The organism is Luteimonas sp. GW821-FHT14E02 (assembly GCF_058803905.1).
The window spans coordinates 175,594-193,847 of the sequence record NZ_JBXAPK010000001.1 but is presented as its reverse complement, the minus strand read 5'-3'; the positions used below and the strand labels follow the sequence as shown (position 1 = coordinate 193,847).

General features: G+C 63.0%; 8 protein-coding genes. 6 read left to right on the top strand and 2 right to left on the bottom strand.

The window, feature by feature from the left end:
- The first annotated feature begins 95 nt into the window (after positions 1 to 95).
- From AC1RNP_RS00755 to AC1RNP_RS00745, 3 genes are all read left to right on the top strand, one after another.
- Complete coding sequence (locus AC1RNP_RS00755) at positions 96 to 2,441, top strand: phosphomannomutase/phosphoglucomutase (RefSeq protein ID WP_493049302.1); 2,346 nt, start codon at positions 96 to 98, stop codon at positions 2,439 to 2,441.
- Positions 2,442 to 2,942: 501 nt separating this feature from the next.
- Positions 2,943 to 7,724, top strand: coding sequence for an RHS repeat-associated core domain-containing protein (locus AC1RNP_RS00750; protein WP_493049301.1), 4,782 nt, complete (start codon positions 2,943 to 2,945; stop codon positions 7,722 to 7,724).
- Positions 7,700 to 8,086, top strand: a complete 387-nt coding sequence (locus AC1RNP_RS00745; RefSeq protein WP_493049300.1) for a hypothetical protein — start codon at positions 7,700 to 7,702, stop codon at positions 8,084 to 8,086. Before AC1RNP_RS00750 ends, AC1RNP_RS00745 begins: the two co-directional genes overlap by 25 nt.
- 406 nt (positions 8,087 to 8,492) lie before the next feature.
- Here the strand turns inward: AC1RNP_RS00745 and AC1RNP_RS00740 are convergent, their stop codons facing one another.
- The gene (locus tag AC1RNP_RS00740) at positions 8,493 to 10,280 is read right to left on the bottom strand and encodes a DUF885 domain-containing protein (RefSeq protein WP_493049299.1); all 1,788 of its coding nucleotides are present in this window, start codon (positions 10,278 to 10,280) and stop codon (positions 8,493 to 8,495) included.
- Between the two features lie 150 nt (positions 10,281 to 10,430).
- Between AC1RNP_RS00740 and AC1RNP_RS00735 the strand changes: the two genes are divergently transcribed.
- A complete protein-coding gene (locus tag AC1RNP_RS00735) occupies positions 10,431 to 12,830 on the top strand; it encodes a S9 family peptidase (RefSeq protein WP_493049298.1) in 2,400 nt (799 codons plus the stop codon).
- 159 nt (positions 12,831 to 12,989) lie between these two features.
- Here AC1RNP_RS00735 and AC1RNP_RS00730 read toward each other — a convergent pair whose 3' ends face one another.
- On the bottom strand, positions 12,990 to 13,706 hold the full coding sequence (locus tag AC1RNP_RS00730; protein WP_493049297.1) for a glutathione S-transferase C-terminal domain-containing protein: 717 nt from the start codon (positions 13,704 to 13,706) through the stop codon (positions 12,990 to 12,992).
- A gap of 365 nt (positions 13,707 to 14,071) precedes the next feature.
- Here AC1RNP_RS00730 and AC1RNP_RS00725 point away from each other — a divergent pair, with 365 nt between their 5' ends.
- Positions 14,072 to 14,701: a TIGR00645 family protein gene (locus tag AC1RNP_RS00725; protein ID WP_493049296.1), complete on the top strand. Its 630-nt coding sequence runs from the start codon at positions 14,072 to 14,074 to the stop codon at positions 14,699 to 14,701.
- Positions 14,702 to 14,847: 146 nt separating this feature from the next.
- The gene (locus AC1RNP_RS00720) at positions 14,848 to 18,201 is read left to right on the top strand and encodes an EAL domain-containing protein (protein WP_493049295.1); all 3,354 of its coding nucleotides are present in this window, start codon (positions 14,848 to 14,850) and stop codon (positions 18,199 to 18,201) included.
- The last annotated feature ends 53 nt before the right edge of the window (positions 18,202 to 18,254 follow it).

The following is an 18,254-nucleotide window of genomic DNA, read 5'->3' as shown; positions in this document are numbered from 1 at the left end:
TGCGAATGTCCGGATGCGGAACGCCGGACGAAACGATTTGTGGATCGGCAAGCGCTGCGTCATGGACAGCAGTGCCGATGCTTAAGGGGGACACCATGACGGAAGAACAAGAGCCAGGCGGGCTACGCCGCGTGCTGCCGCAAATCCGGCCCTACCTGTCGCTGGTGGCGGTGGTGCTGGCGCTGCTGGGGCTGTGGCTGGCGTGGAGCGGCTGGCAGCAGATGCAGGACGAATCGCGCCGCGCCGACCTGGAGCTGAGCCGCGATGCCGTCGCCACCGACACCCAGCGCCTGCTCAACACCGAACGCGATCGCCTGACGCAGAAGCTGACCGCCGCCGAGGTGCAGACCGCCCTGCAGGTGGGCGATCTCGCCGCCGCGGGCCAGGCGCTGGGACGCGACTGGCCGCAGGTGCAGGAGGCGATCATCGTGCCGGCCGATCTGGAGGGCGTGTACGCGGCGCTGCCCAAGGGCGGCTTCGGCCGCGCGGCGGCGCTCGAGGCCGCGCTGACGGAAGACAAGGCGGTCGTGACGATCGCGCGCATCGACGGCAAGCCGCAATTGACGCTGGCCGCGCCCGCGCGCCTGGGCGATCGGCTGGCCGGCGTCGCATTCGTGCGCCTGCCGCTGACGCGGGTGACACTGGCGCTACAGAACGCCATGGTGCCCGACGACGGCTACCTGGCGCTGCGCCAGGGCAGCCACACCCTGCTGGAGCGCGGCGACGCCAGCCTGGCGAGCGGCGCCGAGCGCCGGGGCGCGCCGATTCCGGGAACGCCGCTGCGGCTGGCGGCGGCCGTGCCGAGCGCCGCGGTCAGCCAGGCCGGCGCGCTGGGGCTTGGTGACGTGGGTTCGTTCATCGCCGCCACCGTATTGTTGCTGTTGGCCTACGTGGCCTGGCGCATACCCAAGCGCCTCGGCCGGCAATCGGCTGCCGCCGCTGCGACCGCGCCCACGCTGGCGCAGGCGATCGCAACGGCGCCCGCCGCGCCGCCGCCGCTTCCCCCAACAGCAGCAGGAGAGAGGATCATCGACGTCCAGGACGCCCCCAAACCCGCGCCCGTTCTCATCGATCGCGGCATCTTCCGCGCCTACGACATCCGCGGTGTCGTCGGCGAATCCCTAGATGTCGGCGTGGCCAAGCTGATCGGACAGGCCGTCGGCACGCTGATGGCCGAGAAGGAGCTCGACGACATCGTGATCGGCCGCGACGGCCGCATTTCCGGTCCCGAACTGGTCGCGGGCCTGGTCGAAGGCCTGCGCAGCACTGGCCGCAACGTCATCGACATCGGCATGGCGCCAACCCCGGTGACCTACTTCGGCGCCTACCACCTGCGCACCGGCTGCTGCATCTCCGTCACCGGCAGTCACAACCCGCCGGACTACAACGGCTTCAAGATCGTGGTCGGCGGCGAAACCCTGTCGGGCGACGCCATCATCGATCTCTACACGCGCATCAGCGAACACCGCCTGCACGCCGCGGCGACGCCGGGCACCGCGAACAAGCGCGATATCAACGACGATTACGTACAGCGCATCGCCGGCGACGTGCATCTGGCGCGGCCGCTGAAGGTGGTCGTGGACGCCGGCAACGGCGTGGCCGGCGAGATCGGCCCGCGCGTGCTGGAAGCGATCGGCGCCGAGGTGATCCCTCTCTACTGCGAGATCGACGGCAGCTTCCCCAACCATCACCCCGATCCGAGCGAGCCGCACAACCTCGAGGACCTGATCGACAGCGTGTCGCGCCTGAACGCCGATCTGGGCATCGCCTTCGACGGCGACGGTGATCGCCTCGGCGTGGTCACGCGCAACGGCCAGAACATCTTCCCCGACCGCCTGCTGATGCTGTTCGCCGCCGACGTGCTGGATCGCAATCCGGGCGCGGTGATCCTCTTCGACGTGAAGTGCACCGGCCGTCTGCCCGGCTACATCCAGCGTCACGGCGGCAGCCCGCTGATGTGGAAGACCGGCCATTCGCTGATCAAGGCCAAGATGCGCGAGACCGGCGCCGAACTGGCCGGCGAGATGAGCGGTCACTTCTTCTTCGGCGAGCGCTGGTACGGCTTCGACGACGGCATCTATGCCGCCGCGCGCCTGCTGGAAATCCTGTCCTCGCGCGCGGAATCGCCAAGCATCGTGCTGGAAGCCCTGCCCAACGGCGTGTCGACAGCGGAGATCAAGGTCGACGCGCCCGGCGGCGATCCGCACAGCTTCGTCGATCGTTTCCAGGCGCAGGCGCAGTTCGAGGGCGCGCGCGCATCCACCATCGACGGCTTGCGCCTCGACTGGCCGGACGGCTGGGGCCTGGTGCGCGCCTCCAACACCACGCCGGTGCTGGTGCTGCGCTTCGACGCCGATTCCAAGCAAGTGCTGGCGCGCATCCAGAAGGATTTCCGCACGCAGCTGCTGCGTATCGATTCGTCGCTGAAGCTGCCGTTCTGAGCAGTTTGGCGCGCTTCTCTGATTAAATAGCCCCTCTCCCGCGTGCGGGAGAGGGGTAAGGGCAGGGCATGAGTGCCGAGGTCGTGCCATTGCCCGCCTGCAAACCTCCTCCGCGTCTGGGCGAGCGCGCAATATCCCCATATTCCACGAGGGTTGCATAAAGCCCTAGGGTTTCTCTTTTTAGCGTCAATGGTCGCTAGCGGGATTCCACCCAATGGCCAAACGACCGTATTCAGCGAATTCGGAATTTCCCGACACGACGGTGAGCAGTTTCCCGACTGGAAGAAACCCTCGATCCGGACACCCTCCCGGCATAATATCCACGTGGCTACTCGGCGTGCCTACAGTCGCAGGCCATGCGATGCGCCTTCGCTAACCTGCCGTGCTGCAAAAATTTGTTTGCACAAGGCGGCGGCGCCTTCACCAAGCCGCAAGAAATCCATGCCACATTCCGCCGGGAATTGGCTTAAGACTTAAGCAGTTCGATTAGGGGGTAAAACGATGGAAGTGACGGGGACGAGCACAACGCTCGCAGACAACAACTCACGAAAGCCTGCCCGGCTACGTTTCGCCTGCTATCAATCTTTGCTCGCTCTGTGTCTTCTGGTGATGTCGCTGTTTTCAGCAACAGCGGGCGCGCAATACACGCCGCCGTCCAACTTCTGCAAATCCAGCGGTGCCGGGGGCTGCTTTCCCTCCAAGGCAGAAGCGGAAGTAAAGCTGCGGGAGGATTTCGCCTATGGGGCGCGGATGGAGATGTTCGCGATTAGCCGGCCCGACAGCTCGCAGACGTGGTACCACTATGGAGTGACACGCAGGCACGAGCCTGTGCAGTACTACACCACCGGCTACTACATGACCAACACTACGCCTCCCTGTGCGCTCGCGAACGATCCGCAGAGAGCGACAGCTTGTAAGAGTGAAGCGGAGGCCGCTAAGAATCGTGCGGAGCAGATCCGTTCTAATTCTTACCCATCATGTACGCTCGTTTCCTACAGTCTTCGAGGCAATTATACGGAGCCGTATTCCGCGATCCGAACTGCAGGGAATGGCTCGGGAAACATCTATTACGGCGCGAAATTTTTGGATGTCGTAGTGAAGTGTGGAACTTCCGAGGTTACAACCGGCGATACCATTCATAAGGCAACTAGTTTCGACTGTCCTGCAGGATTCACGCCTGTTACTCAGGGCACACCGCCGGCCGTACTGCCAGCGCTCTGTGGAGCGCCTTCAACAAGCGCCCGTATCACAGGGCCGGCGCCTACCCAATACGGCAGCTGCGCCACTCCGCACCCCTGCCATCCTTCGACGGGTGACAAGTCCAGGAACGAAGTTGACTTCACATTCGCTGGCCGTCCCTTCGTCCGCTACTACCATTCACTCAATCAGTATCGGGGCAGCACGACCCTCGGCGCTGCCTGGACACATTCTTTTGCCGAGACCATCGATGGCAGCGGGCCATATCGCTACTCACCACAAGGGGAGTACGAAGGCTTTGTCTCGATCGGCACGAATCGCTATCGGGCGCAGAACTCCGAGGCCCGTATTCTCGATGTCCTGACCAGCGGAGAGGTGAAGTTCCGTCTCACGGATGATGACGGCGAAATCCGGGAGTTCGACACCGATGGTCGCCTGATGCGTATCCGCGACCCGAACGCGCCAGACAGTGACGTTGAACTTGACTATGGCACGGATGGGCGCCTATCAAGAGTGGTCAATGTGTTTGGCCGCGCCTTGACGTTCGCCTACAGCCCGACCGGATTCCTCACGAGTATTACGCGGCCTAATGGCAGTGTGGTGTCTTACACCTACGATACCGATGGCAACCTGACTATCGCCGACTACGGCAGTGGTCACCGCAGGACGTACATCTACCACGAACCCACTCTGGTCAACGAGAACTTCAGGAATCACCTGACCGGAATCATCGATGAAACCAACCAGCGTTACGCCTCTTTTGGTTATGACGCCCATGGCCGAGTGACCTCCAGTCAGCTTCACGCCAACGGCGGTTACGTCAACAAAACAACGTTGAGCTATGACACGGCGGACAAGGTCACCGTGACCAGTGAGACTGGCGACACTCAGACCTTCAATATGCAGTCCGGTGATTATCGACGTATCACGAAGCTGACCGACAGCGCAGGCGACAACGTTCAGACTTACAATGGCTCCGACCGTCTGGACACGCAGACCGACGCGCGCGGCATCGTCACCAAGTACGGGTACACCGATACTGCCACGACCTCGTATCTGTCCAGCCTCACCGAGGCCGTGGGGACACCGCAGGAACGTAAGACGACCTTTGAGCGTAATAACGAGAATCGTCTGACCAAACGTCAGGTGTATGGCCTGCAGAACGGCGTGCAGACGCTGAAGCGAGTCGACTCGAACGTTTACGACACCAATGGACGCCGTGCGGCAACCTGTGTAGCGGATCCCGCCGTCTCCGGCGCGCCGAATTATGGTTGTGGCTCTCAAACGAACGCGCCAGCGGGCGTTCGTCAGACCCGGATCACTTATTGCGAGCAGGCCGACATCAATGCTGGCACCTGCCCGCTGCTGGGCCAGATCATCAAGGTCGACGGGCCGCGCACCGATGTCAGCGACATCACGACGTACACCTACTACGCCAGCGACGACGCGACCTGCACGACGGCACCGACCACCTGCCCACATCGCAAAGGCGACCTGTGGAAGGTCACCAACGCACTCAGTCATGTCGTCGAGACGTTGAAATACGACGGCGCGGGACGCCCGCTCTCGGTCAAAGACGCCAACGGCGTCATTACCGATTTCGAATACTCTCCCCGCGGCTGGCTGACCGCCCGCAAGGTGCGTGGCACCGATAACGCCGTCGAGACCGACGACCAGATCACCCGCATCGACTATTGGGGCAACGGGCTCGTCCGGAAGATCACCGATCCGACTACGGCGTCCATCCGGTTCTCCTACGATGCCGCCCAGCGTCTGACGTATCTGACCGATGACGATGACAACAAGGTCAATTACGAACTCGACAGCGCCGGCAACCGGACCAAGGAGCGGGTGCTCAAGGCTCCCAACCTGGACGAAATCCGCCTGCTCACACGGACCTTCAATGTCCTGGGTCAACTGGCAACCCAATCTGACTCCGATCCGGTACCGAACAAAACAAGCTTCACCTACGACGCGAATGGCAATCCGGAAACGGTGACCGATGCGCTGGCGCAACCGCACCGTACGCGTCAGGGCTATGACGCGCTCGACCGCCTGACCAGCACGCTGGAAGACGAGACCGGGCTGCAGGTCGAGACCAAGTACGAGTACGACGCCCTCGACAATCTCACCAAGGTCCTCGATCCCCGGCAAAAGGGCACGACGTACACCTACAACGCCTTCGGCGACGTCACCCAGGAGGTCAGCCCGGATCGGAAGACCACGACCTACACCTACGATGACGCCGGTAATCTCAAGACAAGAACCGACGCACGTAATCTCCCCTGGACGTACAGCCATGACGCCCTGAACCGCTTGACCCGGATTGCCCACGGCAGTCGCGAGCAGCTGTGGGGCTACGACGGCTGCGGCGGCGGTTTTGGCAAGGGCCGGCTGTGCTCGACCGGAATCCTCGGGACGAACATCCTGTTCGACTACGACCGCTTCGGCAACATGCAATTGCGGCGGGATCAAATCAGAGGCAAGGAGGGGGCCGGAGCGTTCAGCGACTACTCCACCAACTACACCTATGACGCGGCTGGACGGCTGACCACCCTCCAGTATCCCAACGGCATGAAGGTCACTTACGCCTACAACCGCGACAAGCCGATCTCCATGAAGGTGACGATCGGCACGGCAGAAACCACGGTCATCAGTGGCGCCACCTATGAGCCCTTCGGCCCGGCCAATGGCTGGACGTATGGCAACGGCCTGACACGACTGATTGGTTACAACAAGGACGGGCAGCCCAATGCGATCAGCACCAGTGGCACCAATCCGCTGCAGAGCCTGACCTACGCCTTTGATGAAAACAACCGCATCGACAAGATCACCAACTTCCCCTACAGCACCAACACGCAGGAATACGGCTACGACGGCCTCTCGCGGGCGCGGCAGTTCATCCTCCCGGTGGATGGCACCTGGACGTACTCCTACGACGGCACGGGCAACCGGACGAAGCTGGAGGTGGCCAAGAACGGCCAGACCATCCGGACGGACACCTATGCCATCGACGGCGACAATAACCGCCTGAATACCATCGGCGGCGGACAGACCGCAGCCTTCGGCTACGACGACGCCGGCAACACGACCAGTGCCTACGGCATGACGCTGACCTACAACGGCTTCAACCGCCTGCAGTCGGTCAGCAAGAACGGGGTGCAGGTGGCGGCATATCAGTACAACGTATTCAACGAGCGCACGTTCAAGACCGCGACACACGGTGACTTCCGCTATGTCTACACGCCAGGCAGCCAGCTGCTGAGCGAGCATCAGGACAACGGCGACATCTGGACGAACTATGTGTGGTTCGGCGGCGAACTGGTAGGCATGGTTCGCAGCGGCCAGTTTTACTACATCCACAACGATCACCTGGGACGGCCGGAACTGGTGACCGATGCCGCCAAGGCGGTGAAGTGGCGGGGGAACAACTATCCGTTCAATCGCACGGTGGGGCTGGATTCCATTGGCGGTCTGAATGTTGGGTTCCCGGGCCAGTACTTCGATGCGGAGAGTGGATTCTTTTACAACATCAACCGGTACTACGACCAGAATACGGGCAAGTATCTGCAGGTCGATCCGATTGGGCTGGAAGGCGGGATCAACCCATATGCGTATACTGGAGGGGATCCAGTTGGCAACATTGATCCCCTCGGGTTAATGGGAAGGGGAACGCCTGGAAGTACTACTCCAGGAGTACTTCATTCTCCAGGATGGAATGCGGTGTACGAACGTGCTCACTCGATAAGAGATTGGGGGAATTCCAGGTTTCCAAGAGTTCCAGGTGACCCTAATGACCCCATGCGTCATTGCGTAACTAGTTGCATGATGGCTGGTGATGCAAATGTTGGGGTTAAAGTTGGCCGAACACTAGGTGTCGCCAATGAAGCATGGGGATTTATTCAACATGACTTGCCAGATCTCATTGGAAAACTTAAAAACGGTGGGCCGTGGGCTTTTCAAACATCAGACTTAGCTCACAATGAGAAGGGGTTTTGTGCTGGAAGCTCATTGCCACGCCAAAAATCATCAAATATTCCGCTTGAGCAAATAGGTGCGCAATGCATTCAAAAATGTTCAAAATAAGTTTTTTTAGAAGCTGCATTGTAGTGATAACGATGCTTCTTCTTATAGGGGGTTGCACTACAGAGGACTACCCTGCTAAAGAAACAGCGAAGCAAGACTTTTTAAGTCTTGCTTCACAGCGGGTTCCTGCTTCTATTAAAATTAATATGATGTCAACTTATCGCGGAGATGGTGATGAGAATTCTTTCTCTCAGGTATTTGTATTTAGTGCAACTTCGGAAGAAGAAATAAGTATTACAAAAGGCTGGCTGAAAGGAAATACATTAAATCCAGGCGATAAATCAACCAAATTTAAGGTGGAATTAATTTATCAGAAATTACATGGTAAATGGACAATTGTTGCTGACGGGCCCATTCCGTGAAATGGTTATCGCATTCATTGCGGCAGTACTTTTTGCACCGCCTCGCCCAGTCATTGTTAGTGTGCGTGTAGGTTGACGGCCGTACGTCAGGCAAAAAACGGCGGGCTTAAGCCCGCCCTATGATCATTTTGCCGACGTAGGGTGGGCCCTGGCCCACCGCATGAGTGATGGGGCCGGAGTGACGCCAATTAGCTTCACAGGTCCTTGGGGCTGCAGCCGCGCAGCCCGGATGAAGCGAAGCAGAATCCGAGGTTGAGCCACGAAATGAACCGTGAGACCTCCCAGATACATGGAGCTGCACAAGTCCTTGATGAGCTGATGGCAGATTGCAAGAGCCTTTAGTGACGCAGTTCCGGGTCGCGAAGCTTACCCGAGGCTCGCCCTATCAATCGCGGAAGCAGCCGAATTACTCGTGCGCGGGCACGAACTGCTCGCGCACCGCCTTGCCGAGCAGATCCGGCGGCAACATGCCCTGGTCGATCAGGAAGTTGTTGAAGGCCAGCCGATCGAATTTCTCGCCCAGCGCCAGCTCGGTCTGCATGCGCAGTTCGAGGATGCGGCTGTAGCCGTAGAAGTAACTGCCGGCCTGGCCCGGGGCGTTGAACATGTAGCGATCGAGTTCCTGCTTGGCCATCGCCTTGGACACGCCGACGTCGTTCTCGAGGATCTGCCCGGCGCGTTCGCGGTCGATCAGGCCGAGGTTGAGCATCGGATCGAGGATCGCGCGCGCCGCGCGCAGCAGGCGCAGCTGCAACGCGATCATCTGCCCTTCGACCGGCTCATACGGCACCATCTCGGCCTCGGCGTACAGCGCCCAGCCTTCCACGTTCACCGAATTGAAGGCGAACATGCTGCGCGCCAGCGACACGCCGCGCTCCACCATCGCGGTGAACTGCAGTTCGTGGCCGGGGCGGCCTTCGTGCGCGGACAGCGTCCACGCCGCGGCGTCGTAATTGAAATCGTCGTATTGCAGCGAAGTGCCGTCCGGATTCGGCACCGCCACCGGCAGCACGAACTGGCCCTGCTGTCCGGTATTGCCCACCAGCGGCGCCGGCAGGAAGTGCGGCGCCGGCTGTGCCGCGGATTCGGCGGGGCTGCCCAGGCGCATCACCATCGGCCGCTGCGGCACGTCGACGATGTGCTCGCGGCGGATGATCGGATCGATGGCGTCGATCACCTTGCGGTAGCGCGCCTCGAGCTGGTCATTGGGGATGCTCTTCTTCTTCAGCGCGCGGATCACGGCGATGTAGTCGCCCTGGGCGATGCCCTTCAGTCCTTTCGCCTTGGCCACCTGTGGCGCCAGCTGGCGCATCGCCGCGCGTGTTTCCATGAACTCGACCTGGGCGCGGCGCATCAGCAGCTGCGGATCGATGTCGATGCCCATCTGCTTGAGCTGGTAGGCGTAGAGCTCCGGCGGCAGTTGCGTGGTCGGGCGCGCTTCCGGCAGAACGACGTTGCGCGTCCAGGTGGCGTAGTCGTGCAACTGCTTGTCCATCGCCGTGAGTGCATCTTCGGCGCCGGTGATCTTGTATTTCTCGAACAGCTTGCGGATGCCTTCGACGAAGGTGTCGACGTTGCCGAGTGCCTGCTCGACCTCCAGCTTGCTCGGCCGCAGCAGTGCCTGGTCGCGTGCGCGCTCTTCGTAGCGCGCCTTCGCCTGTTCGACGACTGATTGCGAGCCTGGCACCAGTCCGACGTAGGCCTTCAGGCGATCGAGTGCCTTGGCGCGACGCTCCGGTTGGGTCTGATCAGACAGCAGGCCCTGCATTCCGGAGAACACCGTCTGCGGCACATCGCTCCATGGCAGGGTGAGCTTGTCGTACAGCGCGCTGCCCTCGGCCGCGTCATCGGCGGCGTGGATCATGATCTCCAGATCCTGGCGCACGTTCGCATCGCGTTCGAGCTGCAGCTTCGTCGACAGTGCCTGCTTCGCCTCGGCCATCGCCGCCACGAAGCGTTCGCTGCGGCGCGGGCCGAAATCGGAGACCTTGTCGTCGTAGCCGGGAATGCCGAAGAACGAGAACTCCTCCGGCGAGAACTGCGCCTGCGCCTTGATCAGGATCATCGCGTTGTCGTTGCTTGTGGCAACCCAGGCGGGCGTCGTGGCCGCGGCGGCGGGCGGCGGGGCGGCCGTGACGGAAAGCGGGATCGAGACGGACAACGCAAGCGCGAGAGCGAGGACGAGCGGCTTCATGGCATGACCCGTGGAAAATATCCGCCGACCCTACGCCCTGCGCTGGCGCGGAACAATGGTTCACAAGTCATGTGTGGGCGACGCGTGCCGCGACGCGTTAGCATGCCCGCCCATCGCCGCGCCGGGCGCGGCCTTCCAGTGGAGTCAGGCATGGTCCCCATTTTCGGCACGCGGTATTCGCTCGGTCTGCTGGCGCTGCTGGCCGCCGGGGTTTCGGCGCCGGCGATCGCGCAGAACGCTGCGCAGAATGCCAGTGTCGGCGCCGGCGACTACGCGCGCGCGGCGCGCCTGATGAAGCCGAATGCGGAATCGCTGGTCGATCATGCCGTCGGCAAAGTCTATTGGCTGGATGATGGCCGGTTCTGGTATCGCGATCACGATGCCAACGGCGATCGCTATCTGCGCGTGGATGCCGCTTCCGGCGAGATCGCGCCAGCGTTCGATCACGACAAACTCGCCAAGGCGCTCGGCAAGGCCAGCGGCAAGACGCTGCGCGCGAATGCGTTGCGGATCGATGATCTTGTTGTCGAAAACGGCCGCGATCGTTATGAAATCACCTTCAAGGATCAGCGTTATCGCTGCGATCTGTCGGGCAAGGGCGCTTGCGCGCCCGTGCAAGTCGGCAAGAAGGAAGCTGGCAAGAAGGAAGCTGGCAAGAAGGAAAACGGCGATGGGAAGACAGCCGGTAACGAACCCGGCACACCGTCGCCGGACAAGACGCGCGAAGCCTTCATCCGCGACTGGAATCTGTGGGTGCGCGATCGCGCCACCGGCGAGGAGACGCAGCTCACCCGCGACGGCATCGAGGACTATGGCTACGCCACCGACAACGCCGGCTGGAAGCACACCGACAAGGCGATCCTGGTGTGGTCGCCGGATTCGAGCAAGATCGCCACCTTCCGCCAGGATCAGCGCAAGACCGGCGACATGGTGCTGGTCGCCACCACCATCGGCACGCCGAAGGTGGAGAAGTGGAAGTATCCGCTGGTGGGCGATCGCGACGTCACCATGATCGAGCGGGTGATCATCGATGTGCCGGCCAAGCAAATCATCCGGCTGAAGATGCCGCCGGACCAGCATCGTTCTACGCTATGCGACGACATCAGCTGCGACGGTGGCTGGGAAGACGTGCAATGGGCCGAGGATGGCAAGACGCTCGCCTTCGCTTCCAGCTCGCGTGATCACAAGCAGGTGTGGTTGCGCATCGCCGATGCGGCGAGTGGCGAGGTGCGCACGATCTTCGATGAAACGGCGAAGACCTGGTTCGACAGTGGCATCAGCGGCGTCAGCTGGCGTTATCTGCCGCGCAGTCGCGAAATCCTCTGGTACAGCCGGCGAAGCAATTGGGGGCAGCTCTATCTCTACGATCTGGACAGCGGCAAGCTCAAGCACGCGGTGACGAAAGGCGAGGGCAATGTCGCCGAAGTGCTGCGTGTGGATCAGGATGCGCGCACGGTCTGGTTCGTCGGCGTCGGCAAGGAGGTAGGCCGCAATCCCTACTATCGCCATCTCTACAAGATCTCGCTCGACGGCGGCGAGCAGACGCTGCTCACGCCCGAGGATGCGGACCATGCCATCACGTTGTCGAAGGATGGCCGCTATTTCGTCGATACGTATTCGACCGTCGCCACGCCGCCGGTAACCCTGCTGCGCAAGGCCGATGATGGCGGCACGGTGAAGGAGGTCGCGCGCGCGGACATCACGCGCCTGAAGGCCGCAGGCTGGATCGCGCCGGAACCGTTCACGGTGAAGGCGCGCGACGGCAAGACCGATCTGTATGGCCTGATGTTCAAGCCATCCGATCTTGATCCCGCCAAGCGCTATCCGATCATCGATTACATCTACCCCGGCCCGCAGCAGGGATCGGTGCAGAGCTGGGGTTTCCTGGCCGCGCGCAGCGACAGCCAGTCGCTGGCGCAGCTGGGCTTCGTGGTGGTCGCCATCGACGGCATGGGCAGCAATCCGTGGCGTTCGCAGGCCTTCTACGAGGCCTATGCCGGCGACATGGGTGACTACACGCTGCCGGATCAGGTGGCGGGGTTGCGCGAACTGGGCAAGCGCCATGCCTGGATCGATATGGATCGCATCGGCATCTGGGGCCATTCCGGAGGCGGCGCCGCCACGGCTGCGGCGATGTTCCGTTATCCGGACGTGTTCAAGGTCGGTATCAGTGAAAGCGGCAATCACGACAACCGCAATTACGAGGACGACTGGGCGGAGAAGTGGCAGGGCCTGCCCAGGAAGAACAAGGACGGCGGCAGCAGCTACGACGATCAGGCGAACCAGAACCACGCCAGGAATCTGAAGGGCCATCTGCTGCTGGCGCACGGCACACTCGACGACAACGTGCCGCCGTACAACACGCTGCTGGTGGTGGATGCGTTGATCAAGGCCAACAAGGACTTTGACCTGATCCTGCTCCCCAACGAACGTCACGGCTTCAAGGACGCGGCCGCGTACATGACGCGGCGGCGCTGGGATTATTTCCTGCGCAATCTGATGGGCGTGGAGCCACCGAAAGACGTCGAGCTGAAGGTGGAGAAGCCCTGACAGAGGGAGACGGCACGAGACTGGCGCCGCCGCTTTCGTTCGTCATCCCGGCGAAAGCCGGGATCCAGCCCTTTCGTCCAGCGAAACGAATGCTTCAAGAAAAACCGGATCCCGGCTTTCGCCGGGATGACGAGCATTTTTTCAGGCGGTCTCAGCGAATCAGTCTTTCTTGGCCCCATGCCCGAAGAGGTGCTTGCGTTCCTCTTCCGTTACCGGCTTCCCGGCGGCAGGATTCACCTGTTTGGTCAGCGCATACGCCCGCTTGGTCGCCGGCCGGGCGGCGATGGCGGCCTGCCAGCGCCGCACGTTGGCGAACGGTGCAAGATCCAGCGGCGCGGCGGTGTAGGGGCTGATCCACGGATAGGCCGCCATGTCGGCGATGGTGTACTCGCCACCGGCGATGAAATCGCGGCCGGCCAGGCGCTTGTCGAGCACGCCGAGCAGGCGTTCGGCTTCCTTGGTGTAGCGGTCGATCGCGTAGGCGATCTTCTCCGGCGCGTAGACGTTGAAGTGTCCGTACTGGCCGGTCATCGGGCCGAGCCCGCCCACCTGCCAGAACAGCCATTCCAGCGTCTCGATGCGCGCGCGCGCATCGGTTGGCAGGAATTTGCCGGTCTTCTCGGCGAGATAGAGCAGGATCGCGCCGGATTCGAACACGCTGATCGGCTCGCCGCCGCCGGCCGGGGCCGTATCGACGATGGCCGGAATCTTGTTGTTGGGCGAAATGGCCAGGAACGCCGGCGCGAACTGGTCGCCCTTGCCGATGTTAACCGGATGGATGGTGTAGTCGAGCGGTTGGCCCGCATCGACCAGCTCCTCGAGGAAGAGCGAGATCTTGTGGCCGTTGGGCGTGGTCCAGTAGTGCAGTTCGATCATGGCGTTGGGTCGGGGGGGCGGTGCCGAGAGCGGCCTCGGTCGCGCGGTGGGTGCCGGCCGCGGAAGGCCGGGACAGGGGCATCCGCGGCGGGTCTTCATCGCCACGGACGGTTCGGTTGCGCCGCCAGACTGTAGCGTAGGCACGATAACCGTGCGAGCAATGCAGCGTTGCGCCTCCAGCCCAGCAGGCTGATTGGCCAATCGATCGATGGAACGGCAACGGAGGAGTGAACTGAACGCACGAAATCGCGCCAAGGGGCGCTCCGCTCGTGCGATCGCAGCAAAAACCCGGCGCCGTCGCGCTTGGCAGCGTCATCGCCGGCCGCTAACCTGCGCCCTGTTTTCCGCTGCAAACGCCCAATCGCATGACCGACGCCCGCTCGACCCGCCTCAATCCCTTGCCGGCACTGATCTTCAGCTCGCGCTGGCTGCAGCTGCCGCTCTACCTCGGCCTGATCGTGGCCCAGGGCGTGTACGTGTTCCTGTTCGTGAAGGAACTCTGGCATCTGATCCACGACGCGGCCAAGCTGACTGAACAGGCGATCATGCTGATCGTGCTCGGCCTGATCGACGTGGTGATGATCTCCAACCTGCTGGTGATGGTGATCGTCGGCGGCTATGAGACCTTCGTCTCGCGCCTGCGCCTGGAAGGCCACCCGGACCAGCCGGAATGGCTGAGCCACGTCAACGCGAGCGTGCTGAAGGTGAAGCTGGCGATGGCGATCATCGGCATCTCCTCGATCCACCTGCTCAAGACCTTCATCGAGGCCGGTTCGCTCGGACTGCCAGTGTGCAGTTCGGTGGAATTCGCCAACCTCACCCAGGCGGCCGGTGAAACCGCTTCGCAGCTGAAGTGCACCACCGCCACCGGCATTGGCGTGATGTGGCAGACCATCATCCACTGCGTCTTCATCCTCTCGGCGATCGGCATCGCCTGGACCGACAAGTTGATGTCGCAGACATCGTCCAGGCGCGAGCACGCAGCGGCGCATTGAGCGCCGCGGAGGACGTCCCGTGTGGATCGTGATGACACCGGGGCGCGCGTTTTCATTCATGGACCGGCCGGCCGCCGCGCCGTGCTTGACGGCGCCCTGCGCCTGCGAAACATTGCCCACCTAGAGGCGCACGCGCGGAGCCTGTCATGAGCACTGCCGCGACCGGGCAGAAACGCTGGAACTACCGCACCATGGTCTATGGTCTGGCGCCGGCCATGATCCTGGGCATGGCGGCGATCCTGGCGCTCGCATTGTGGAACGACTACCGCGTCCGCTACGACACCGGCAAGGCGCACGCGGCGACGCTGGCCAACAGCGTCCTGCGCCAGGTGACGCAGCTGCTGCGTGACATCGAGCACGGCGCCGAGGTCGCGATCGACGACAGCGACGGCCTCGAGGAACTCGATGTCCGTTATCCGGAGCTGTACGCGATCGAGGCCGGCCCCGCATTGTCCGCGCCCACCGGGCAGCAGGAGTCGACGCGTCACATGCTGCGCATCGACCCGCCCGAACGGCGCGGCAAGGAAGGCACCTGGGTGCTGCCGATGCGCCTGGAGGACGGTACGGGCCAGGTGCGATTGCGGCTGTGGCTGCGGGTCAGCGTTTTGCAGGCGATGGTCGACGGCATCGGCATCGGCCAGCATGGCACCGTCGCCATCGTGCATGCCAACGGCAGCATGATCACGCGCTCCAACGATCCCACCCTGCGCTTCACCGGCGTCGACATGAACCGGGCGCACGCCTTCTCCGGGGCGTACCGGAACATGCGCACGGCCACATACGTGGAGCCGAGTCCGGTCGACGGGCAGCGGCGCATCATCAGTTTCCGTCGCTCGGAGGCCTTCCCGCTGATGGCGGCGGTGGGCACGTCCTATTCGGATCTGCTGCTGGGCTGGCTCGGTTTCGCCGTCGTTTCGGGCACCCTGTTCGCCCTGATCGCCTCGCTGTGCCTGCTGGAACTGTGGCGGCTCACGCGCGCGGCCGGGCGCGAGCACGCGTTGCAGCAGCACATGACGCAGGCGGCACAGAATCTGGCCGAGATGCGCGAGCGCGCGCGCCAGGCCGAGGAGCAGTACCACTTCCTCTACGAACGTCATCCGTTGCCGGCGTGGGTATTCGACAAGCAGACGCTGCGCATCCTCGAGGTGAACGACATCGCGCTGGCGCAGTACGGCTACACCCGCGAGGAATTCCTCAAGCTGAGCATTCTCGACATCCGGCCGGAAGAGGATCGCGACGCCGTCGCCAGATCTGCGCGATCGGAGGAGCCGCAGACGCGCCACGGCATGGTCTGGCGGCATCGGCGCAAGGACGGCAGCCTGCTGTACGCGGCGGTCTACGCCAGCGACGTGATCTTCCAGGGACAGTCGGCGCGGCTGGCCCTGGTGCTCGACGTCACCGACCGCATCCGCGCCGAAACCGATCTCGCGCGCAGCGAGGAGCGTTTCCAGCTGGTGGCGCGTGCCACCAGCGACGCGATCTGGGACTGGGACATCAGGACGAACGCGCTGTGGTGGAGCGACAGCTTCTACACGCAGTTCCAATGGCCGCGCGAACGGATCGAGCCAACCCTGGAGGCATGGGAGGCGCTCCTGCATCCGGACGACCTCGACCCGACGATGCAATCCTTGAACGCGGCGATCGAAGCGAATGGGGCCGATGGAGGCGTGGACGAGTGGAGCGGAAGCTATCGTTTCCGCCGCGGCGACGGCAGCTATGCCATCGTCCTCGACCGCGCCATCATCCAGCGCGATGCGGCGGGCCGCGCCGTGCGCGCCGTCGGTGGCATGGTCGACATGACCCGCCAGCGCCGCGACGAAGCCGAACTGCGGCTGCTGCGCAGCGCCATCGAGGCCGCGCAGGACGGCGTGGTGGTGGTCGATGCGCTGGACGAGAACCGGTCGCTGGTCTACGTCAATCCCGCGTTCGAGCGCATGACCGGCTATACCGAGGCGGAAGTGCTCGGGCGTCCGGCCGATTTCATGCTCGGCGGCGACAATCAGCCGGCCTTGCAGGCGCTTTCCTCCGCGCTGGCCGACGCGCGCGAAGCGCGCGCGCTGCTGCGCGGTTATCGCAAGAACGGCGATCTGTTCTGGTACGAGGTGCTGGTCTCCCCCGTCTACGGCGAGGAAGGCAAGGTGACCCACTACGTCGGCACCTTCAACGATGTCAGCGCGCGTCAGCGCGCGGAAGAGCAGCTGACCTATCGCGCCACCCACGACCCGCTCACCGACATGCCGAACCGGCAGCTGCTGCTCGATCGCCTCGAGCACGCGGTGAGCGTGGAACGCCAGCCAATCGCCATCGCCTTCATCGACATCGACGACTTCAAGCTCATCAACGACAGCCTCGGACATTCGATCGGTGATGAAGTGCTGCGGATCATCGCCGCGCGCTTGCGGGCGACGGTGCATTCGGCCGACACCGTCAGCCGCTTCGGCGGCGACGAATTCGTGCTGCTGCTGACTCGGCCCGACGAACTCGACGACGTCGACGCGATGATGCAGCGCGTGCTCGCGGCGCTGACCCGTCCGGTGGAAGTGCAGGGCGCGGTGCTGCACATCACACCCAGCATCGGTTATTGCCGCTATCCCGAGGATGGCGCGGATCAGCAAACCCTGCTGCGCCATGCCGACCTGGCCATGTACCAGGCCAAGAGCTACGGCCGCAATTGCGTGGCCGCCTATCAGCCCGAGTTCGACCAGCGCGCCAGCCAGCGGCTGGAGCTGGTGTCGCAATTGCACGAAGCGTTGCAATTCGGGCAGTTCGAGCTGGTCTTCCAGCCGCAGTACCACCGCGACGGCGCCCTGGTGGGCATGGAGGCGCTGCTGCGTTGGCGGCATCCGCAGCGCGGATTGCTCGAACCCGCCGAATTCATCGAGGCCTGCGAGGATAGCGGCCTCATCGCCCCGATCGGGCGCTGGGCCCTACGCGAGGCCGCGCGCCATCACCGCCTGCTGGTCGAGCGTGGCTGGGGACACGTCCGCATCGCGGTCAACATTTCCGCCGAGCAGTTCCTGCAGAACCTGGTCGAGGACGTCATCGCCGTGGTGAACGAGCTGTCGCTGCCGCCGGGCGCGTTCGAGCTCGAACTCACCGAAAGCGTGGTCATGGCCAATCCGCAGGTGGCGATCCGCAGCATGCAGCGGATCCGCGACGCCGGCGTGCTGATCGCGGTGGACGATTTCGGCACCGGCTATTCCAGCCTCGCGTATCTGAAGCAGTTGCCGCTGGACCGGTTGAAGATCGACCGTTCCTTCGTCAAGGATCTCGGCCACGATCGCGACGACGAACTGATCTGCCAGGCGATCGTGCGGCTGGCGCAGGCGATCGGCCTGAGCACGATCGCGGAGGGTGTGGAAACCGAGGCGCAGCGGCAGTGGCTGCTCGACTGCGGATGCGACGAGATGCAGGGCTTCCTGTTCGCGGCGCCGGATACCTTCGCCAACATGCTGCGCCGGATCGGCAACGCGCCCGGTTTCGAGACGCAGCGCGCCTAGCCGGATGCGTGTTCAGGCACTGGCGTCTCACGTCTCGCGCCTGCTTGCGATAA